The organism is Nocardia sp. CA-119907, from assembly GCF_050955995.1.
In the GTDB taxonomy this organism is placed as follows: Bacteria; Actinomycetota; Actinomycetes; order Mycobacteriales; family Mycobacteriaceae; genus Nocardia.
In genome coordinates, this window is record NZ_CP192091.1 from 4,303,461 (window position 1) to 4,322,910 (window position 19,450).

Below are 19,450 nucleotides of genomic sequence, written 5' to 3' on the forward strand. Positions count from 1 at the left end.
TTACCGCCGGGCCTCGAAAGTTCGGAAGCATCACTTGACGTCCGAGGCTAATTGCATTAGCTTTATGGCTATCAGTATTAGCTACTCACGCTTTGGAGTTCGACATGACCGAGTTCCTGACCATCGACGGTGGACAGATCGCCTACGAAGTGGCCGGCAACGGCCCGCTGGTGGTGCTGTCGCACGGGATCGGTGACCGACGCCAGGCCTATCGGCTGCTGGCGCCGAAGCTGGTCGCGGCGGGCTTCCGGGTCGCATCGGCCGACCTGCGCGGACACGGGGAATCCAGCATGAACTGGACCTCCCACGATGGCAGTGCGGCCATCTCGCGCACCGATATCGCGGGTGATCTGCTCGCCCTGATCCGCCACCTCGGCGGACCCGCGGTCATCATCGGCCACTCCATCTCCGGGGGTGCCGCCACCATCGCCGCCGCGCAGTCACCCGAACTCGTCAGCGGCATCATCGAACTCAACCCGTTCACCAAGACACAGCAGTTCGACACGGGTGCGGTATTCACCGTCGCGCGTTACCGCAAGGGCATGACTCGACTGCTGGGCGCGATGGTCTTCAAGAGCCTCGGGCTGTGGATGAGCTACCTGAATGTCGCCTACCCGATCAAGCCCGCCGACTACGACCAGTACATGGCCGACCTGGCGCAGCTGCTGCGTGAACCGGGCCGATTCGCGGAGTTCCTGAAGACCGGCAAGTCCACTCCGGCCGACGCCGAAGCACAGCTGCCCAACCTCAGCGTGCCCGCGCTGATCGTCATGGGTACCGCCGACCCCGACTTCCCGGACCCGAAGGCCGAAGGCGATGCCATCGTGGCGCTCATGCCCGAGGGCCTGGGCCGGGTCGAATTGTCGGAGGGCTCCGGGCATTACCCGCACGCGGACGCGCCCGACCGGGTCGCCGAACTCGCCCTGGTCTTCCTGCGAGAGCATGCTCGTGCCTAGGGTCGGGCTCACCAAGGCCGACGTCGTTCGAGCGGGCGCGGAGCTCGCCGACGACGTCGGCTACGGCAATCTCGCGATGGCGCCGCTGGCCGAACGGCTCGGTGTTCGAACGCCCTCGCTCTACAAGCACGTCGCCAACCTGGCCGACCTGCAACACGGCATCGCGGTCCTGGCCATGACCGAACTGGACCGCGAGATCCGCGATGCCATGCACGGACTCTCCGGCGCCAACGCCTTGGCGGCCTTCGCCCGGGCGTTCCGCGCCTACGTGATCGCCCATCCCGGCCGGTATACCGCCACCATCGGCGCCGAGTTCGAGGGCGCCGATGATCCGTTGCTGGAACCCAGTGCCCGCCTGTTGGATTCGATGGCGGCAGTGCTGCGCGGATACCACATTCCGGAGGCCGAAATGGATCATGCGCTGCGCGCACTGCGCTGCGCGTTCCACGGGTTCGCCTCCCTCCAGACCTCCCACGGCTTCCAGTGGACCGGCGACCCGGAGGTCAGCTTCGACTGGATGATCGACTTCATCGATCGCGGACTGCGCGCCGCGAGGTAGGCCTGCCGATTCCCCTGTGAGCTCTGTGCAGCCTCGCCGGTCCCAGTCCGCAGAGTCCGAGACCACCTGTGGTTCAGGCGGATTCGGCGCGCAGGGATTCGATATCGGCGCGTAGCTGGTCTAGGAGTTTTTCGGGGGAGTCGAAGTCGGTAGGGTCGATCGGCGTGCCGAAACGAATCGTGACCAGATGGGAGCGGTCGAACCCGCGGCGCTCGCCGCCCTTGGTGCGCAGGGGTAGCACATTGTCGGTGCCGGTGGTGGCGACCGGAATGATCGGAACACCGGTTGCCAGTGCGAGTTTCGCGACGCCGGGCTTGTACGGTTCGGACTCTCCCGGCGGCACGCATCGGCCCTCCGGATAGATGAGCGTTACGCCGCCGTGTCGCAGAATCCATTCGGCGTGCTCGAGGGCCTGCTGCCCGGATTCGGGGTCGCGTCGCACCACCGGCACATGCCCGAGCCGCCGCACCAACCAGCCCACCACCGGCCACGACCACAACTCCGCCATGGCCACCGCCATCGCTCGCCGCCGCAATGCGCCCCACAGGAACACCGCATCGAGCATCGAAATGTGATTGCTGGCCACCAGAACCGGCCCGCGGGCCGGAACGACCTCCCGGTTCACCACGGTCACGCGAACGAACCGCGACCAGGCGAGAAACCGCAGCAGGCGCCGCACCACCTTGGTCGTGAGCCACGCACGCTTACCCAACCCGACCGGGCGAAGCCGGCCGCGTCGAGGATCGGACGATGACGCGCTGTCTGTCATATTTCGCTGCCCCCGTGTAGTGCCGCGCCCATCACGTCGGCCTTCCGCAGCAAGACTATGGCATGGGCCCGACAAACTCCGTCGGGTTGGATATCAGCTGGTGCCCGGCCTTCCGCTCGGCGCTGAGGGGCCTGCCGCAGATCGGCAGTCGGGCAGCCGAGTTCGTCGGTGGTGCTGGGTATCCTGATCACAGAACGTTTCCGTGGGGGAGGTCTTGATGTTGGTAATGATGGCCGTGGTCTTCGTACTCGCGGGCGCCGTACTCGTCCAGTTCTACCCGGTCGCCGCCGCCGTGGCATTCGCGATCGCCGCCACATTCGTCGCAGTCGCACTCGTGCGTTTCCTACGCCAACGCCGCCGCGCCGAACTGTGGACCACCAGCGCCCGCACCCGCGGCGCAGCCGCCGCAGGAGGCATCGGCCTGGCTTCCTACATCAACGGCGGCGGTTGCGGCGGCGGCGACTCAGGAAGCGGCGACTCCGGCTGCAGCGGCGGAGGAGGTTGCGGCGGCGGAGGCTGTGGTGGTGGAGGGTGCGGCGGCGGCTGACAACGCGTCGAAGCATCCGATGCGATAAAGCCGATGTGCAACCAATCCGGGCTCGACGACAGGCAGCACGCAGACTCGGCAGCCTGTTACCCCTCGTCGCTGACGGCCTCATGCCACGGCCTCTCCGAAACACACACAGCGCGCGAAGTTGCATCGGATACAACATTGCGCATGAGGCTGATGGCGTAGCGGTATTGCGTCCGTGCGGTATTCGGTTCGCTGGTCTGCGCGGGTGATCAGCCGATGACTGTACCCGTATGGGTTGCGATGAGGGTTGCGACTTGGCGCGGTTGCAGTGCGGTGGTGTCGATGACGTGTGCCTCTTGGCTGTGCCATGAGCGGGCGGCGTTGTAGTCGTCGAGGTGTTCCAGCCGCCATGGTGAGTTCGGTTTGCTGGGATCGGTTTGGATGCGGCGGAGGAGTTCGCGATGATCGGCGTGGAGAACGAAGTGATGCAGTGGGACGCCGGCTTTTTCGAGTCCGGCGCGGATCTCCTGCCAGTATTGGTGGACGAGGACCGACTGGGGCACGATCAGAATGCCGCCGACGTAGTCGAGGATCTGTGTCGCTGCAGCCACGACCAATCCGCGCCAGGGTTGCCAGTCCTGGAAGTCCCGGACGATCTCGGAGGCGAGGACGTGGCGGAGCATGAGCCCGACCTCTTCGGTGTCGAAGATCCGCGATCCAGGGAGTAGCGCGGTCAATTCTCCTGCTGTCGTGGATTTTCCGGCTCCGAAGGTTCCGTTCAGCCAGATGATCATGTTTCGAACGTACCGGGTTGGTACGAGTCTGTTCGGACCGCTGGCCCGGGGCAGTCGAATGCGACTACTCGCCGAACTCGAGGGGCTTGGCGCGAGGGTTTACTGATCAGGGAGATTCATCCCGAAACAGGATCTATAGGCCGAGTTTGGTGACGGCGTTGTCTTCCAACGGGTTGGCGGTGCGGATGTAGTTGTGCACGGTGCGCGGATTGGACCAGCGGCCCTGCCGCATGATCTCGCGGTCGCTGGCACCGCCGAGTGCGGCCTGGGTGGCGAATCCGGCGCGCAGGGAGTGCCCGGAGAACAGGTCCGGATCCAGTCCGGCGCGGGCCGCGTAACGTTTGACGAGTTCGGCGATGGCGCGCCCGGACATCGGCTCGGTGCCGATGCCGCCGTGGCGGGTGATGGTCGGGAACAAGGGGAGCGTGGCGTTTTCGGCGAGTGCGGTGCCCCGATAACCGTGGCAGCGGTGAATCCGCGGGGACGTCGCGGGGTTGTCGTCGAGCCAGGCCCGCACATCACCACGCGCGCAGTGAACTTCGAGCAGCTGGATCCAATCGGCGAACGCGCAGACCGGACAGGTGTGTGGACGCTGGCCGCGCGGGAGCGCGACACGCTGTTCGGCGATGCCGGTGGGGTCGGTTTTGGTGGTCGGGAGCTGTACGAGCAGCAGCGGCTCACCGGTGCCGTGGTCGAGATCCACCCGCACATCGGCGATCCGCAATCCGGCGAGTTCACTGCGGCGCAACGCTCCGGCGAACCCGACGAGCAATGCCAAGGTATCGCGGCGGCGCGCCGGTTCGCTCGGCCAGTGTGGTTCGGGCAGTTCGGCGAGCAACTGTTCGAGGGTGTGCAGCAGCACCGGGCGCTTGCGCTTGGGCTGTGTGCGGCGGGTCCGCCGGATGCCGCGCAAGGTCAGGCGAACCACATCGGAGCGGGTGGGCGATGGTAGTCCGTTGGCGGCGTGCACCGCCGCGATCGCCGCCGACTTGCGCTCGAGGGTCGCCGCACTGAACGCCCAACGCTGCGATCCCTCATCATTGTGACGCAACGCATCCGCCGCCGCGGCCAGGTACACCGCGACATCGAGCGGATCGGCGGGCAGCGCCTGCCGACCTTCCGCCGCACACCAGCCCGCCCACGCGATCCAATCGGTTCGATACGCCCGCAAGGTATTCGCCGACTGCGACGCCTCCAGATAGCGCCGCAATGCCCCGGCCTGCTCATCATCGAACCGCTCCCGCACCAACCGCAGCGCGACCGCATCCACCAGCACACTGCGCACCCCGCGCCGTAACTCCGTACGCACCGACTCCGGCACCGCGACCACCGCATCGCCCACCCGCTCGCTCCCATCTGCCCGGCCCGAAGTTCGACAGCCCAAAGCCTATGCGTTCTGCGGCGATTCCCGTCTCGTCGCGACACCCGTCAGTCCGGCAGCGGCAGTAGCCGCTGCGCATTATCGAACAGATAGGACTCCGCGACCCGCGACGCGGTGAGCGCGGCCAGGGCGGTGGCCGCGAGCAGCATGTACATGACCACGATCTGGTAGCGAATAGCGGTGAGCGGATCGACACCGGCGAGGATGAGTCCGGTCATGGCGCCGGGCAAACTGATCAAGCCGACGACCTTGGTCGCGTCGATCGTCGGGATCAGCGCGGTGCGCAATGCGGAACGGCGATGCGGCAGGAAGGCCTCGCGCGCCGAAAGACCCAGGCACAGTCGGGCTTCGATGGCGGGGCGCGCAGTGCGGGCGTCCTCATGGAGTCGGCGCAGCGCGATGCCGGTGGCCTGCATCGAGGCGGAAACGATCATGCCGCCGACCGGAACGACGACCCGGGCCTGTGTCGAGATGACACCGAGCAGGATCAGCGCGCCGAGCGTAATGGCCGATCCGGCGCCGACGCCGATGGTGGCGGCCCGGCGCGCCCGCGGCAGACCCTTGCCGCGGCGGCCCGCCACCTGTCCGGCGATCAGCACCATGAGGACAACCCACGTGAGCGCGCCCGGCAATCCGGTGTGCCGGAACAGGATCACCAGGATGGCGCCGACGGCCACCAACTGGGCCGCGGCGCGGGTGGCGGCGATGAGCAGTTCGCGCGTCAGGTGCAGTTGCTGGCGGTAGGCGATCGCGGCGGCCACTGCGACCAGCACGAGCGAGGTCGCGACACCGGGCCAGCCGGGTACGGAAAGCTGTTCTGTCACTGGGATTTCCGTTCATCGCTGAGGGACAGGTGCCCGTCGCGCAGTGTCCAGATGTCGTCGGCGACATCGGTCACGAAGGCGGTGTCGTGGCTGACCAGGATGGCACCGCCGCCGCCCGCGGTGTGCTCCCGAATGAGAACGCCGACCGCCGCAGCGGATTCCGCGTCGAGAGCAGAGGTCGGCTCGTCGAGCAGCAGCACCTCGGGTTCGACGGCGAGCGCCCGAGCCAGGCACACACGCTGGGCCTGGCCACCGGACAACTCGAGGCAGCGCCGATCACGAAAGTCCGGCAAGCCGACCCGGGCGAGCAGCGTGTCCAGGCGATCGGACGCGAGATCGGCGCGGCCGACTCGAATCTCATCGGCGACGGTATCGGTGAGCAGCGTGGGGCGCTGTGGCACGAGCCCGACGCGGCGGCGCAGATCCGGGGCGTGGAGCCGGGTGATCGGAATGTCATCGAGGAGGATCCGGCCGTCGCTCGGTTCGTCGAGCCGATTGAGCAGCCGCAGCAGCGTGGTCTTGCCCGTGCCGCTCGGTCCGACCACCGCCGCACACCGACCTGCGGGAAACGTCACGGTGATATCGCTGAGTATCGGCGCGTCTCCGTGACGCGCACTGACCCGATCCAGACTGATATTCGGCACCGTCCCACCATTCCCTATCAACGGCAGCAGTGTCCGGTCGGAGCCGAGGACGGTCGCCGCGAAGGTGTAGCGCTGCTGGCCCGTGGTCGCCGGGCAAGGCGGCGACCACTGTGCTCTAGTGGCCGACACGGGGCGAACACAGCGTCGCGCCGAGGAACGACCGGTCAGGGGTTGCCCACGTATTCGGCCTGGTCCCGGCCCGAATGGATCTCCCGATGCAGCTGCGCCAGGACATTTGGGAAGCGATGCGGGACGCCAGCGGGTGCCTGGTCGGCGATCATGACGTTGACGGCCACGTCGGCGGCATAGATGCCGTGGTCGGCGAGGGTGCTGTGCAGATTGTGCACCCAGGTGCGCAGCCCGGCCTGCAAGCGCGATCTTGGGGCCTATCGTGTGCTCTCGAGCGGTTCGCCCTCTCTTGGGGGTGTCGAGGGCTGAACGAGGCACGAGATGCGGGCGACCATTTCCTGGTGGCAAGTGCGGCGACGTGACGTGTGCCACTGTGCGTAGGTGTCACAAAGCGGTTCGGACTGGCGTCTTGTGCGTGACACAGTCGAGAGCGAACAGACAGGAGTCATCGATGAGCGAGCGCACGGATCCCGCCACCGAGGCCTTCCTCGCCCACCGCAACCTGCTCTTCACCGTCGCCTACGAGATGCTCGGCTCGGCCGCCGACGCCGAAGACGTCCTGCAGGAAACCTGGTTGCGGTGGGTGGACGTCGATCTCGACACCGTGCGGGATCATCGCGCCTACCTGGTCCGGATCACCACCCGACAGGCGCTCACCCGGCTGCGCACGCTCGGGCGCCGCAAAGAGTCCTACGTCGGTCCCTGGTTGCCCGAGCCGCTGCTCACCACGCCCGATGTGGCCGAGGACGTCGAACTGGCCGACAGCGTCTCGATGGCGATGCTGCTGGTACTGGAGACGCTCGCGCCGACCGAGCGGGCGGTATTCGTACTCCGCGAGGTCTTCGATCTGGCCTACGACGAAATCGCCGAGGCCGTCGACAAGACGCCCGCCGCGGTCCGCCAGATCGCCCACCGGGCACGGGCACACGTCGCCGCACGACGACCACGCGGGACGGTCTCCCCGGCCGAGACCCGCGGTGCGCTGGATGCATTCCGACGGGCGATCGAAACCGGTGATCTGCAAAGCCTGTTCGACATGCTCGCACCGGATGTCGTCCTGCTGGGTGACGGTGGCGGAGTCGTGCAGGCCGTGGTGCGGCCCATCGTGGGGGCCGATCGGGTGGCTCGGTTGCTGGCGGTCGGCTTGCCCCGAGTCACCGGCGCGGTGTCGGTCGAGCCGGTACAGATCAATGGCAGCCCGGCACTGATCGTGCGGATCGACGGGGAGATCGACAATGTCGTGGCGGCGCGCATCGATGACGGCCTGATCACCGGGCTCTACATCGTGCGCAATCCCGAGAAGCTGTCGCGTGTAGAACACGAGACCGTCGTGAGTCGTTGAGTCCCGGCGATCTCACCGAGGCTGCGTGAAATCGCGCTGTGCCGCGCGACAGATCCCGTACCCGCAGGTGCGTCGAAGGGCCCGTGCGTTTCGGTAGTCGAGGGCGGAGCGGAGAAGCCGTTGTCGAACTTCGAACTCGTGCAGCGAATTACGAGATCTCGGTAGGAGGCCGGCGCGGACGATGCGGCGGCGGCATCGGTGTAACCCTCACAATCGCCCCGATCGCCCGCGCCGGTCACGCTCGGCCGAAATCGGTGATGGACAGCGGTATCTCAGCACGGAGGGGTCTAGATCTCTGCCTTCGGGAGCTACGAGGTCGGCTCCACAGCCAGGGATGTGGACCGCCAGGGATGTGGACTCCATCGAGCAGCCCGCGAGCGCCCGCCCACCGAGATGTGCTGAGCCCGACTCTCCCCGCTCGAGCGAACGAACCTCGAACATACTGGGCTGCTACAGCTTTCGCGCTTGCATCCCGACTCGCGGCGGCCACTGCACGACCTGGCCACAGACCTTGCCGCCGAGGAGGGATGGACTCCAGGTGTGCTCAGTTGGCGGCGGTATCGCCGTACGCGGGCGCTACCGCTTCGGAGGAGCTGGTCTGTCCACAACGGAGGAGAAATAGCGAAGGCAAGGAGAAAATCCACTCCTTGCCACTCTCAACATATAACGCACCCGGGGCCTTGCGGCAAGACCCCGGTCGTGTTGCAGAATCTCCAGCCGAAGTCAGAACCTGCGGAAATCAGGGGTGCGCGAAGTACGTGCACGCTTGTCGGCGTGCGGGTCTCGCGGGACGTAGAAGCGCCGGAATCGGCACCCAAGTGCGGTGTGCGCGCCGGCGGACCACGTGTCGCAACTGGGCGAAATCAAGGCGAATGGGGATTTCATGATCGACGTGATCGTGGCCGGTGGCGGACCGACCGGCCTCATGCTGGCCAGCGAGTTGCGGCTGCACGGCGTGCACGTGCTCGTGCTGGACAAGGAGGCCGAGCCGACCAGGCATGTCCGGTCGCTCGGCCTGCACGTGCGCAGTGTCGAGGTAATGGACCAGCGCGGTCTGCTGGAGCGGTTCCTCGCGCTCGGCAAGCAGTACCCGGTCGGAGGCCTCTTCGCCGGGATCGCAAAGCCGCGGCCCGACCGGCTGGACACCGCACATCCGTACATCCTCGGCATCCCGCAGCCCGTCACCGAGCGCCTGCTGAACGAGCACGCCACCGAACTCGGCGTCGAGATCCGGCGGGGCCGTGAAGTGGTCGGGCTGAGCCAAGACGCGGACGGGGTGACCGTCGAGTTGGCCGACGGCACACAGCTGCGCTCGCGCTACCTCGCCGGTTGCGACGGCGGCCGCAGCACGGTGCGCAAGCTGCTCGGCGTCGGCTTTCCTGGCGAGCCCGCCACAGTCGAGTGGCTGCTGGGCGAGATGGAGGTGGCCGCGCCGCCGGAGGAGTTGGCCGCCGTGGTGGCCGAGGTCCGCAAGATCCACAAGGGGTTCGGTGCCGGGCCCTCCGGCGACGACGGGGTGTACCGCCTCGTCGTGCCCGCCGAAGGGGTGGCCGAGGACCGGTCGGTCCCGCCGACCCTCGAGGAGTTCAAGCAACAGCTGCGGGTGTTCGCCGGCACCGACTTCGGCGTGCACTCACCGCGTTCGCTGTCCCGCTTCGGCGACGCCACCCGGTTGGCCGAGCGCTTCCGGGTCGGCCGGGTGCTGCTGGCCGGCGACGCGGCGCATGTCCACGCGCCGCTGGGCGGGCAGGGCCTCAACCTCGGCGTTCAGGACGCGTTGAATCTGGGCTGGAAACTGGCCGCCGAGGTCAACGGCTGGGCACCGGAGGGGCTGCTGGACAGCTACCACACCGAACGGCACCCGGTAGCCGCCGACGTACTGAACAACACCCGGGTGCAGTCCGAGCTGATGTCCACCGAGCCGGGTCCCCGGTCTGTGCGCCGACTGCTGTCGGACCTGATGGACTTCGAGGAAGTGAATCGGTACCTGACCGAGAAGATCACCGCGATCGGGATCCGCTACGACCTCGGCGACGGGCACGAACTGCTCGGCCGACGGCTGCGCGACATCGGGCTGAAGCGGGGGCGCCTCTACGAGCTCATGCATGGCGGACGCGGACTGCTGCTCGACCAGACCGGCCGACTCTCGGTGACGGGCTGGGCAGATCGGGTCGACCACGTCGTCGATATCAGCGCGGAACTGGACGTGCCCGCGGTGCTGCTGCGGCCCGACGGCCACGTGGCGTGGGTCGGCGACGATCAGCAGGAACTGCTCGGCCAGCTACCCAAGTGGTTCGGCGCGGCCGTCAGCTGAGCGTGCGGTTTAGGTCCTCAACCCCCGTACAGCAGCCGGTTGAGGGCCGGAAGGTCGCGCACAAGGGCCGCGGCGAGGGCAGCATCGAGCGAGGCGGGATCGGCTAGCAGGCTGCCGATCGTCTTGGGGTCCGTACGAAGCGAGATGTCGGCCGCGGCAAGGTTCACCGCTGTGTACGGCCGCTCAACCGCGGAGCTCTGCGTTGAGCCGTGCGGCCTGACGCGTGAGGTGGTCGCGTTCGGGGAGGTTGAGTGCTGCTCGGGCGGCTTCGGTGTAGAGACGGGCTGCTGTCACCGGGTCACCGTCATGCTCGTGCATATATGCCGCGACGGCGGTGTAGCGGGGCAGGGCGGGGTCGAGCTTCGCCAGGGCGGCCAGTCCGGCCCGTGCGCCGTCGGCCTCGCCGACGGCGACGGCGCGGTTGAGGCTGGCCACGGGGTTGTCGGTGAGCCGCAGCAGTTCGTCGTACCACTCGACGATCTGCACCCAGTCGGTCTCCTCGACCGTGCGGGCGTCGGCGTGCAGCGCGGCAATGGCGGCTTGGGCCTGGAATTCCCCGAGTCGGTCGCGGGTGAGGGCTGCCTGGAGCACTTCGACGCCCTCGGCGATCAATCGGGTGTCCCACAGGCTGCGGTCCTGCTCGGCGAGCGGCACCAGGCTGCCGTCGCTGCGCGTCCGGGCCGCGCGCCGTGCGTGATGGAGCAGCATCAGCGCGAGCAGACCCGCAACCTCCTCATGCTTGGTCATGGCCGCCAGTTGGCGAGTGAGCCGGATCGCCTCGGCGGCGAGGTCGACGTCGCCGGAGTAGCCCTCGTTGAAGACGAGGTAGAGCACGCGCAGCACCGTGGCGACATCACCGGTTCGGTCGAACCGGACACCCGAGACGGTCCGCTTGGCCCGGCTGATGCGCTGGGCCATGGTCGCCTCGGGCACGAGGTAGGCCTGCGCGATCTGTCTCGTGGTCAACCCGGCGACCGCGCGCAGCGTCAGCGCGACCGCCGAGGCCGAGGTCAGGGACGGGTGCGCGCACAGAAAATACAGCCGCAGCGTGTCGTCCACCGTTTCGGCCGGGCCGGGCATGGGCTCGGTGTCGACGAGCTCCTCGCGCCGCTGACGGGAGGTATCGGCGCGGGCGGCGTCGAGGAACTTGCGCCAGGCCACGGCGACCAACCAGCCCTTGGGGTCGCGCGGTGGGTCGTCCGGCCACACCCGCACCGCTTCGATCAGGGCATCCTGCACGGCATCTTCGGCCGACGCGAAGTCGGCTCCGCGGCGGCCGAGGATCCCGATCACAGTGGGGGTGAGAGTCCGGAGCAGGGCCTCATCCACCGTGCGTCACTCCGTAACCGTCGGAGGCGCGGTAAAGAACGGGCGCACCTCGAGCCACTCGTGAATCGGTTTTCCACCCGCACCCGGAGCCGCGGACAGCTCGCCGGCCAGCTCCAATGCCCGCTCGTAGCTGTCCACGTCGATCACCATCCAGCCAGCGATCAGATCTTTGGTCTCGGCGAACGGGCCATCGGTGATCGGCGGGCGCCCCTCGCCGTCGTAGCGGACGAAGGTGCCCTCCGGGGACAGCGCCTGCTCGTCGACGAACTCGCCGGTGCCCTCGAGCCGATCTGCGAAGTCCCGCATGTACTGCACGTGGGCCGAGATCTCCTGCGGCGTCCACTGATCCATCGGCACGTCATTAACCGATGCCGGGGCGCCACGGTAGTGCTTGAGCAGCAGGTACTTGGCCATCATGTTCTCCTTGGATGCGGTACGGCCCATTGTGGTCGTGTTCACCTCGGGGACGGAGCCGCACTCGGGATCTCGACATCCCACCGCGACATTTCTTCGGCGATCTTCCATGGCGCCGCGCACTCGACGCCTGACGAGCCGTTTCGCGTCCGAGGCACGAAGCGGTTCCTGGTCTGCCAGACCCGCCCGCGCCGTTGCTCGATCGGTTTGCGACACCGTCTGGTCGACCAGCATGACCTGACGTCGCATCGGTGGAACGACCTTGTCAGCCGGTTTGCTCTGCCAAGTCCTCGATGACGCTTCTGGGCCGCGGACGAAGCAAAGCCGATAGCTGTGTTCGTAGCGCTCCGGTTCGCCGAAGGAAGCGAGGTCGCCCGCCTCCAGCAACTCTTACTCGGCATGAGCTAGGTCAAGGGTGTCGAATCGGTGTGTGGACCAGATGCGGCGCGAGCGTTCCTCGGGGTAGGGCTGGGTGGTTGGTTCGGTGTTGTAGACGCGAGTGGTTCGCGTGTGTGGATCGTAGGGTGCCCAGACGGGTTTTCCGGTGGTCGCGAAGCTCACCCAATCGGTGCGCATAGTGTGAGCGACGTCGGTGATTTCGTTCGCGGCGTTCGGGTGAGCGGAGCGGTGGGCGCGCACGTCCTCGGGGCTGAGGGTGCCGAAGACGAGCAGGAAGTCCAGGCAGTGGGAGGCGCCTTCTTCGGAGTTGAAACTCCAGGCCAGTTCATAGAACCACACAGGTCCGCCACCGACGTGTGCGGCATCGGCGAGGTGCAGGCTGGGCATGCGAAACAGCCAGTCGGAGTTGAGAACCTCGAATCGTTGCCCGGGTGTGGCGTCCGGGTAGGCGGTGCGATAGCGCCTGCTGCCATCTGTGCTGGGTGTGAGGTGGTCGAATGCTGCGGTTATGCGCGCATCGGTCGGCTCGCCGCCGGGCCGGGATGTGTAGAGCCGGTATTCGTCCCGGGTGTGGCCGATGAGCAGGTCGATGTCGCGCGCGGCGCCGTCTGCCAGCGCACGCCATGGTGCGCGTGGCAGGACGTCGCCGTCGACGACGGGGGAGAACGGCGTCGGCGTGAGCGCCATGGGTCCCCAGGATTCGACGAATTCTGGCATCTTCTGGATCACCGCGTCCGTCGCGTCGGTCAGTGCACGCGGTGGAAAACGGGCCAACTCGTCGACGGTGGCCTGGACGCCGAGTTGCGCGGCGATCGTTGTGGAGATCGCGGTGGCGAGCCGTTCGGAGAAGTAGGTGCCCGGCATGCTCTGACTGATCGCCCGTCGAAACAGCCCGGCCGCCATCGGCATGACGAGCAGAGCGGCAATGCACGCGGCGCCAGCGGACTCGCCGAAAACGGTGACATTGGCTGGATCGCCACCGAACCCGGCGATATTGTCCTGGACCCATCCCAACGCGGCGATCTGGTCGAGGATGCCTCGGTTGTCCGGGGCGCCGTCGATGCGGCCGAAGCCGTCCGCACCGACGCGATAGTTCATGCTGACCACCACCACACCGGACCCGGCGAGCGTCGCACCGTCGCAGTCCGGGTTGGCGGAGTTGTTCTCCAGGTATGTTCCACCCTGGATCCACACCATCACCGGCAGTCCTGCGGCCCCGAGGTCGGGTGACCAGACGTTGAGCGTCAAACAGTCTTCGGAACCGTCACCGACGTTGCCGGACACCGACGACATCGCCGCACCGACATTGCTCGCTCGAGGAACCGGTGGACCGAACTCCAACGCGTCGCGGATGCCATCCCACCGCTGGACCCGAACGGGAGCCCCGAAGCGTCGTGAGCCGAACGGTGGCTCGGCGTAGGGGATACCCCGGAAGACCGCGATGGCGTTCTCCCACCTGCCACGAACCACTCCGGCAGTCGTGCGGATCTCGGGTTCGACACTCACGCGGGTGCTCACTTTCCTTCGGAAGATCACCTACTGCGTGGCCCATCAATCTCGTGGACGACCACGGGTGGCTACCTCGCCCGTCGCTCGACCGGCGGCCACGAACACAACCTCTAACCGCCAGTCTGCACCATCGCTCTTGAATCCCGCTGGTGCTCAACAGCATTCAGCACTGACACACCCTTGCCGGCTCAGACTGTCGGCACGCCACCTTCCTGACACATCGGGGAGAACTCATGACGGCTACGACAGATCACCGGGGAATCTGACCGATCGGTCAGAACGGTTCGACTGAGCGGGGGTACCCAGTTTTTCATGAATTCCGTTGGAGATACGTTTCGTTTGCGCATACCAAACGGAAATGAAACCAAAGCCGCGAATGTGCGACGGCGTCAGGGGAGTTGACCCCCGATAATGTTCACTTATCGGGGGCTAGAACGAGATGGTTAACACGGGAAGTTCCTGGGACGACACGTATTTCGTTTCGTGTGAATACGTTGGTATCGACGAAATCAACGCTACGATTCTGCGGTGTCCAACGTTTGTAGCTACCCGGGGTGCGCTCGACCGATTACGCGCGGAGGAGGGCCCGGGCGGCCCTCGGAATACTGCGACCATCCCGACCACACGCGGTGGCGGGCGTGGCGGGAACGGCAACGGCAGCAACAGGAATCGGAAGCACCCCAGAGTTCTGTCACTGTGACGCAGCAGGGGCCGGTGACGGTGGCTCGGTTGCGTGCCGATGAGCTGCTCACCCAATTCCGTGGGCTGGCTGATCAATTGGGTAATACGCTGACCGCGGCGGTGGCCGAGCTGTCCACGCTCGCCGATCCATCGATCGCCGAGGCGCAGGTACAGGCCGTGCAAGCGGATGCGGCGCGGCGGATCGCCGAGGCGGAGGTCGCGACGGTCGCGGCCGAGCAGTCGCGTCGGGAGGCGGACGAGGCCAGGGCTGCGGCGGAATCGGCGGCCGACGATGCGGCGAGTGCGGCCGAGCATGCGGAGTCCCTGGTCGCCCAGGCGGATACTGCGCGGGCCGATGCGATGCGTGAGGTCGAGCGGGCAACCAAACAGGCCGCCGACGACGTATTCGCGGCGCGCAGCGCGGCCGAAACGGAGATTCGTACCCTCCGTCGCGAGGCAGCCGACGATGTGGAACGCGCGCGGCAGCAGGCAACCGAGGATGTGGAATTGGCGCGGCGCAAGGCGTCCGCCGAGATCGAGCAGATCCGCCGCGAATCCGCCCAGCAGATCACCGCGGCCGGTGCCGAACGCGATCTGGCGGTGCAGCGCGCCGCCGACGCCGAGCGTGCCATCGAACGCGCCGAACAGGCTGTCGCCGAACGCAATCAGGCCGTCGCCGAGGCGCGTGAGGAGTTGAACCGGGTGCGGACGGAACTGGATCGGACTCGCGGCGAACTCGCCGATGTTCGCCGCGGGGCGAGTACGGAGGTCGCGGCGGTGCGCGCCGAGTCGGCGGCGGCGCTCGAGCAGGCACGCCGCGAAGCAGCCGAACGGCTGGCCGCACTCGATGACGCCCGGGCGCAGACATTGGCGCGGGCCGAGCGCGCGGAACGTCAGCTGGACCATATGGTCGCCGAATCTCGCGAGAGCCGAAGGGACTCGGGATCCGATGCGGCTGCGGGATAGCAGACCGCGATACATCCTTCGAATTCGATGACGACAGCGGTCTCCGGAAATAGCTGTCCACAGAGGAGATCAGCAGTGGGGACCGACCAGGCGCATCGAACACTCAGTTGTGAATTAGTTGGAAGATCGGCCGACGCGAGGTAGCACCGGAACGCAGAAGCCCAGACTGAGCTGGGCTTCTGGTAGGGGTTCCGGTAGAACTCGCGCGGAAAACAACGGATATGACGTCACGTTCGCCGTCTCCGGTCCCGGAACCGGTCGCCAACATCCTGCTTACCTGGATCGCCAACCGCACCAACATGAACACTGCGACCAACCGCGGCTCGCGTTGGCTTTTCCCCGGTCGACGCGCCGGACAGCCAATGCATCCCGAAACACTCAGCGGCCTAGTCAAAGCGCTGGGCGTCTCCAATGTCCCGGCTCGAACATCCGCCATGCGCCAGCACGTCCAGCAGATGCCGGCCGCGGTTGTCGCCGAAGCACTCGGCTACCACCACACCACCACAACGCAACTCGCCGCCGAGGCGGCGACCACATGGAGCCGCTACGTCACCGCGTCCCGGCTCCGGTCACCCACCGGTTGGAGACCATCGAACCCGCGATAGTGGAATGCACGACCTCACCCGTCTCTACCAACATCGTCTTCGCAAACCCTCGCCCGAGTCTGCACAGATCATCACAAGAACAGAGGATCGATTCGTGGAACCATCCGAAAGATGGCATCCATCAGCAAGTTTGAATACGGGAGTCCTGAATGGCTCGACGCCGTCGCCTCCATTATCGCGGACCTACTGCAAGGCCACGAGCTGGATGCACTCGACTACTGCATCTGCGAGGACCTGACGAACCCGCCACCCGGGCGAGCCAACACGCCCGCCGGAACGCTGAGCTGGTTCATCCGCATCCGCGACAACAAGCTCGAGGTGAGTGGCGGCACCGTCGATGAGCCAGCAATCCGAATCGTCGCCGATTACGCCACGCACCATGACCTTTCCCGACGAGTCTGGGCGGGCAACCCAGACGCCATCGCGGCCTCCCAACATCGCCGTCACCTCGCAACGACCAGCGGCAAACTCCGGATCGAAGGCGACCTACCTGCGGCGCCCCTGGCCATACGAGAGCTGATCACGCAACTCCACGACCCTGTCGCCGCGATCACCGCCTAGCGCTGGGCCGCCCACTGCCGCCGAAAGCCACAGGGACATCCCCACAACTCTCGACAGTTGAATATGCGACTTCACCAGTCCGGAACCCCTGGTAGGCCGAATGGACCAGCATATGAACCATGCGATGCTGGTCGGCGGTCTCGAAATCGCGACCCGTACGTCGGTACCCGAAGGGGGTGTAGCGGGTGGTTCGCGGTGAGCGGTGCGATGCGGAATCGGCGCCTACGGGCCCTCTGCACTATTCGACCGGTTGAGGTGTCGTCCAGGTCTGGCGGCCGACGTCGTTGAGGTGGCTCAGCGCTTGGACGTAGGACTCGACAAGGCTCGTCTCGCAATAGGGCACACCGATTTCGGCGCAGAATTGGGCGACCATCGGCTGGGCTCGCCGCAGGTTGGCGCGGGGCATCGACGGGAACAGGTGGTGCTCGATCTGATAGTTCAGGCCGCCCAGGACGGTGTCGACGAGAAAGCCGCCGCGGATATTGCGTGAGGTGAGCACCTGTCTGCGCAGGAAGTCGGTGTTGTCGCCTTCGGGCAGAACTTCCATCCCCTTGTGGTTGGGGGCGAACGTGCAGCCCATGTACAACCCGAACAGACCCTGCTGAACAACGATGAACGCCAACGCTTTACCCGGCGACAGGACCAGGAACACCGTGGAGAGGTACCCGACACCGTGCGCGGCCAGCAGTACACCCTCCCAGACGCGATTCGGGATCGGCCAGCGAAACACCGCCCGGACGCTCGCATAGTGCAAGCTGCCGCCTTCGAGCAACAACATTGGGAAGAACAGCCAGGCCTGGCAGCGGAAGATCAGCCGGCGGATGCCCGTGCCTGCGCGTGCGCGTGCGCTGGAATGGGCCAGGATTCCCATCACGTCGGGATCTGCACCCTCGGTGTTGGGGTGGGCATGGTGCCTGTTGTGATTGCTGGTCCACCAGCCGATACTGAGCCCGATACCGAGATTGCCGGCGATCATGCCGTACAGGTAGTTGGCTCGCCGGGAAGCGAAGATCTGCTTGTGCCCGGCGTCATGCCCCAGGAACGCGATCTGCGAAAACACCGCGGCCAGGAACACCCCGACACCCAGCTGCCACCACGAATCACCGATGACGAAGAACCCTGCCCACCCGGCAACGAACGCCCCCGCGGTGATCGCACTCTTCCACCCGTAGTACCACAACTGCCGGTCCAACAGATCCGCCTCCCGGATCCGACGTAACAAGACCGAGTACTCACTACCACGCACCGGAACGACATCAGACGCAACTACCACGACACCAGCCTGCCGCGTGCAGACCACGTCCAAGTGAACGGGCGTGCGGATCGATGACACATCTACGTGACAACCGCGCCGACAGCAGCATCCGCTGTCGCCGAAGGATACTGTGCCCCATGGCTGTAATCCACCGCACGACAATGTCTCCCACCAAACTCGAACTGCTCACCGCCTGGTTGCCCACCCGGCCCTGGTATCGAGACAGTGGGCGCACACCGGAGCTGACCAAGGCCGGTGGCTTCCGGCTCGACGATCCAGCGGGTGCGGTCGGCATCGAGTTCATGCTGGTGACCGATGGCTCGGGGCCGGACGCTCGCACCTACCACCTGCCGCTGACCTACCGTGGCGCGCGACTCGACGGTGCCGACGAAGCCCTCATCGGCACCTCGACACACGGCGTGCTCGGCCAGCGTTGGATCTATGACGGAACCCGGGATCCGGTGGCGGCCGCCCAGATTGCCGCGCTACTGACCGGGCGAGCGCGGCCGCAGGCGCAGAGCGAGAGCAACACTCCGGACCCGTCGGTCATCGTCACGGTCGGCGAACTCGCCGACACCGCAGGCGAACTCGTCTCGACCATCGATGGACGTGCACAGACCGATATCGCGATGTCGGGCGGTGTGATCGCAGTGCTACGCCAGGTCTTGAACACTGCCGCCGCCCCTGACACGGCCCATGGTCGAGTAAGCGTGCCGTGGCAACTCGGCGACGGGTCCACCGCTCGCGGCGTAATCCTCGCAATAGGGGCATAAGCCGGGAATCCGGTGTAAAAATATCGAAGTTCCGCGAGTCGAAAGCAAACATTCGGCTATCCGCATTCTCGAGTCATACCATGGAGCTATGCCCGAAAACGAGAGTGCGGGTCCTGGGGGTTCGGTTGTCGGCGGAGTGCGGCAGGCGGTGTTGGTCGCAGGCGTCGGCTCGATGATTCTCGGGGCGCTGATCGCCGTGTGGCCACACAAGACCGAAGCGACCGCGGAACTGTTGTTCGGCCTCTATCTCCTGTGGAGCGGCGCGCTACAGCTCATCATCGCCATGAGTTCGCGATTCGCGACCGCGCTGCGGATCTTCGTATTCCTCAGCGGCGCAGCCTCTGTCGCCCTGGCCGTGCTGACGTTACGCAGCACTGATTCGGTGGTGTTGCTCGCGGTATGGATCGGCCTCGGCTGGGCCCTCCGCGGCATCGCGCAGGCCACCGTCGCGGTCTGGGCCGCCGAATTGTCGGAGAGTGGCTGGCACGAGGTATTCGGGCTGCTGACCATGGTGGTCGGGATGGTCGTGATCGTCGTGCCCTTCGATTCGTTCGACGCACTGGCCATCGCGGCCGGTGGCTGCGCGATCGTGATCGGCGCACTGGAAATCCTCACTGTCGCCCGAGGTCGGGGCGAGGTCATCTCGCTCCAGGACACCGCGCCCATTCCGGCAGTGCCGAACTGAGTTGGCACACACTCGAATCGGTGCGGTGGCGCAAAGATCGGTTGGCG

The 19,450-nt window shown here is 66.4% G+C and carries 20 protein-coding genes; 10 read left to right on the top strand and 10 right to left on the bottom strand.

Going from position 1 to position 19,450, the window contains the following annotated elements; genetic code table 11:
- The first annotated feature begins 104 nt into the window (after nt 1-104).
- Together ACQP2D_RS18800 and ACQP2D_RS18805 are read left to right on the top strand one after the other, a co-directional pair.
- Nucleotides 105-956 carry an alpha/beta fold hydrolase gene (locus ACQP2D_RS18800; protein ID WP_433684987.1) on the top strand — a complete coding sequence of 284 codons (852 nt, stop codon included), beginning with the start codon at nt 105-107 and terminating at the stop codon, nt 954-956.
- Nucleotides 943-1,515, top strand: coding sequence for a TetR/AcrR family transcriptional regulator (locus ACQP2D_RS18805; RefSeq protein WP_433684988.1), 573 nt, complete (start codon nt 943-945; stop codon nt 1,513-1,515). The genes ACQP2D_RS18800 and ACQP2D_RS18805 overlap by 14 nt, the downstream gene beginning before the upstream one ends.
- 73 nt (nt 1,516-1,588) lie before the next feature.
- On the opposite strand, the gene ACQP2D_RS18810 is transcribed toward ACQP2D_RS18805, so the two are convergent.
- Entirely contained in the window at nt 1,589-2,284 is a 696-nt protein-coding gene (locus ACQP2D_RS18810; protein ID WP_433684989.1) for a lysophospholipid acyltransferase family protein, read from the bottom strand.
- Between the two features lie 217 nt (nt 2,285-2,501).
- On the opposite strand from ACQP2D_RS18810, the gene ACQP2D_RS18815 reads away from it, so the two are divergent.
- The gene (locus ACQP2D_RS18815; protein WP_433684990.1) at nt 2,502-2,831 is read left to right on the top strand and encodes a hypothetical protein; all 330 of its coding nucleotides are present in this window, start codon (nt 2,502-2,504) and stop codon (nt 2,829-2,831) included.
- A gap of 236 nt (nt 2,832-3,067) precedes the next feature.
- Here the strand turns inward: ACQP2D_RS18815 and ACQP2D_RS18820 are convergent, their stop codons facing one another.
- From ACQP2D_RS18820 to ACQP2D_RS18840, 5 genes are all read right to left on the bottom strand, one after another.
- Nucleotides 3,068-3,592, bottom strand: a complete 525-nt coding sequence (locus ACQP2D_RS18820) for an AAA family ATPase (RefSeq protein ID WP_433684991.1) — start codon at nt 3,590-3,592, stop codon at nt 3,068-3,070.
- Nucleotides 3,593-3,725: 133 nt separating this feature from the next.
- A complete protein-coding gene (locus ACQP2D_RS18825; protein WP_433684992.1) occupies nt 3,726-4,934 on the bottom strand; it encodes a site-specific integrase in 1,209 nt (402 codons plus the stop codon).
- A gap of 86 nt (nt 4,935-5,020) precedes the next feature.
- A complete protein-coding gene (locus tag ACQP2D_RS18830; protein WP_433684993.1) occupies nt 5,021-5,797 on the bottom strand; it encodes an ABC transporter permease in 777 nt (258 codons plus the stop codon).
- Complete coding sequence (locus ACQP2D_RS18835; protein WP_433684994.1) at nt 5,794-6,570, bottom strand: ABC transporter ATP-binding protein; 777 nt, start codon at nt 6,568-6,570, stop codon at nt 5,794-5,796. The genes ACQP2D_RS18830 and ACQP2D_RS18835 overlap by 4 nt, the downstream gene beginning before the upstream one ends.
- A gap of 35 nt (nt 6,571-6,605) precedes the next feature.
- Nucleotides 6,606-6,812, bottom strand: a complete 207-nt coding sequence (locus ACQP2D_RS18840; RefSeq protein WP_433684996.1) for a hypothetical protein — start codon at nt 6,810-6,812, stop codon at nt 6,606-6,608.
- Between the two features lie 209 nt (nt 6,813-7,021).
- Here ACQP2D_RS18840 and ACQP2D_RS18845 point away from each other — a divergent pair, with 209 nt between their 5' ends.
- Nucleotides 7,022-7,912 (top strand): RNA polymerase sigma-70 factor, encoded by an 891-nt coding sequence (locus ACQP2D_RS18845; RefSeq protein ID WP_433684997.1) that lies wholly within the window; start codon nt 7,022-7,024, stop codon nt 7,910-7,912.
- Nucleotides 7,913-8,795: 883 nt separating this feature from the next.
- Nucleotides 8,796-10,226 carry a rifampin monooxygenase gene (gene rox, locus ACQP2D_RS18850; RefSeq protein ID WP_433684998.1) on the top strand — a complete coding sequence of 477 codons (1,431 nt, stop codon included), beginning with the start codon at nt 8,796-8,798 and terminating at the stop codon, nt 10,224-10,226.
- 183 nt (nt 10,227-10,409) lie between these two features.
- On the opposite strand, the gene ACQP2D_RS18855 is transcribed toward rox, so the two are convergent.
- The 3 genes from ACQP2D_RS18855 to ACQP2D_RS18865 form a co-directional block, all read right to left on the bottom strand.
- Nucleotides 10,410-11,555 carry an RNA polymerase sigma factor gene (locus tag ACQP2D_RS18855; protein WP_433685000.1) on the bottom strand — a complete coding sequence of 382 codons (1,146 nt, stop codon included), beginning with the start codon at nt 11,553-11,555 and terminating at the stop codon, nt 10,410-10,412.
- A 6-nt stretch (nt 11,556-11,561) separates the two neighbouring features.
- Entirely contained in the window at nt 11,562-11,969 is a 408-nt protein-coding gene (locus ACQP2D_RS18860) for a YciI family protein (RefSeq protein ID WP_433685698.1), read from the bottom strand.
- Nucleotides 11,970-12,359: 390 nt separating this feature from the next.
- Nucleotides 12,360-13,874 (bottom strand): carboxylesterase/lipase family protein, encoded by a 1,515-nt coding sequence (locus ACQP2D_RS18865; protein WP_433685001.1) that lies wholly within the window; start codon nt 13,872-13,874, stop codon nt 12,360-12,362.
- Nucleotides 13,875-14,573: 699 nt separating this feature from the next.
- Between ACQP2D_RS18865 and ACQP2D_RS18870 the strand changes: the two genes are divergently transcribed.
- From ACQP2D_RS18870 to ACQP2D_RS18880, 3 genes are all read left to right on the top strand, one after another.
- Nucleotides 14,574-15,524 (top strand): hypothetical protein, encoded by a 951-nt coding sequence (locus ACQP2D_RS18870; RefSeq protein ID WP_433685003.1) that lies wholly within the window; start codon nt 14,574-14,576, stop codon nt 15,522-15,524.
- A 362-nt stretch (nt 15,525-15,886) separates the two neighbouring features.
- Nucleotides 15,887-16,129, top strand: a complete 243-nt coding sequence (locus ACQP2D_RS18875) for a hypothetical protein (RefSeq protein WP_433685004.1) — start codon at nt 15,887-15,889, stop codon at nt 16,127-16,129.
- A 111-nt stretch (nt 16,130-16,240) separates the two neighbouring features.
- Nucleotides 16,241-16,690, top strand: coding sequence for a hypothetical protein (locus ACQP2D_RS18880; protein WP_433685005.1), 450 nt, complete (start codon nt 16,241-16,243; stop codon nt 16,688-16,690).
- 238 nt (nt 16,691-16,928) lie between these two features.
- Here the strand turns inward: ACQP2D_RS18880 and ACQP2D_RS18885 are convergent, their stop codons facing one another.
- Complete coding sequence (locus tag ACQP2D_RS18885) at nt 16,929-18,023, bottom strand: fatty acid desaturase family protein (protein WP_433685006.1); 1,095 nt, start codon at nt 18,021-18,023, stop codon at nt 16,929-16,931.
- A gap of 59 nt (nt 18,024-18,082) precedes the next feature.
- Here ACQP2D_RS18885 and ACQP2D_RS18890 point away from each other — a divergent pair, with 59 nt between their 5' ends.
- Both ACQP2D_RS18890 and ACQP2D_RS18895 read left to right on the top strand, forming a co-directional pair.
- Nucleotides 18,083-18,718: a maltokinase N-terminal cap-like domain-containing protein gene (locus tag ACQP2D_RS18890; RefSeq protein WP_433685007.1), complete on the top strand. Its 636-nt coding sequence runs from the start codon at nt 18,083-18,085 to the stop codon at nt 18,716-18,718.
- Between the two features lie 88 nt (nt 18,719-18,806).
- Nucleotides 18,807-19,403 carry a DUF308 domain-containing protein gene (locus ACQP2D_RS18895; RefSeq protein WP_433685008.1) on the top strand — a complete coding sequence of 199 codons (597 nt, stop codon included), beginning with the start codon at nt 18,807-18,809 and terminating at the stop codon, nt 19,401-19,403.
- The last annotated feature ends 47 nt before the right edge of the window (nt 19,404-19,450 follow it).

Excerpts from the sequence above, each read along its gene's own strand:
- ACQP2D_RS18875 (WP_433685004.1), top strand. The coding sequence starts at position 15,887 with ATGCATCCCGAAACACTCAGCGGCCTAGTCAAAGCGCTGGGCGTCTCC.
- ACQP2D_RS18845 (WP_433684997.1), top strand. The coding sequence starts at position 7,022 with ATGAGCGAGCGCACGGATCCCGCCACCGAGGCCTTCCTCGCCCACCGC.
- ACQP2D_RS18820 (WP_433684991.1), bottom strand. The coding sequence starts at position 3,592 with ATGATCATCTGGCTGAACGGAACCTTCGGAGCCGGAAAATCCACGACA.
- ACQP2D_RS18895 (WP_433685008.1), top strand. The coding sequence starts at position 18,807 with ATGCCCGAAAACGAGAGTGCGGGTCCTGGGGGTTCGGTTGTCGGCGGA.
- ACQP2D_RS18815 (WP_433684990.1), top strand. The coding sequence starts at position 2,502 with ATGTTGGTAATGATGGCCGTGGTCTTCGTACTCGCGGGCGCCGTACTC.
- ACQP2D_RS18860 (WP_433685698.1), bottom strand. The coding sequence starts at position 11,969 with ATGGCCAAGTACCTGCTGCTCAAGCACTACCGTGGCGCCCCGGCATCG.
- ACQP2D_RS18880 (WP_433685005.1), top strand. The coding sequence starts at position 16,241 with ATGGCATCCATCAGCAAGTTTGAATACGGGAGTCCTGAATGGCTCGAC.
- ACQP2D_RS18890 (WP_433685007.1), top strand. The coding sequence starts at position 18,083 with ATGGCTGTAATCCACCGCACGACAATGTCTCCCACCAAACTCGAACTG.
- ACQP2D_RS18805 (WP_433684988.1), top strand. The coding sequence starts at position 943 with ATGCTCGTGCCTAGGGTCGGGCTCACCAAGGCCGACGTCGTTCGAGCG.
- ACQP2D_RS18810 (WP_433684989.1), bottom strand. The coding sequence starts at position 2,284 with ATGACAGACAGCGCGTCATCGTCCGATCCTCGACGCGGCCGGCTTCGC.
- ACQP2D_RS18800 (WP_433684987.1), top strand. The coding sequence starts at position 105 with ATGACCGAGTTCCTGACCATCGACGGTGGACAGATCGCCTACGAAGTG.
- rox (WP_433684998.1), top strand. The coding sequence starts at position 8,796 with ATGATCGACGTGATCGTGGCCGGTGGCGGACCGACCGGCCTCATGCTG.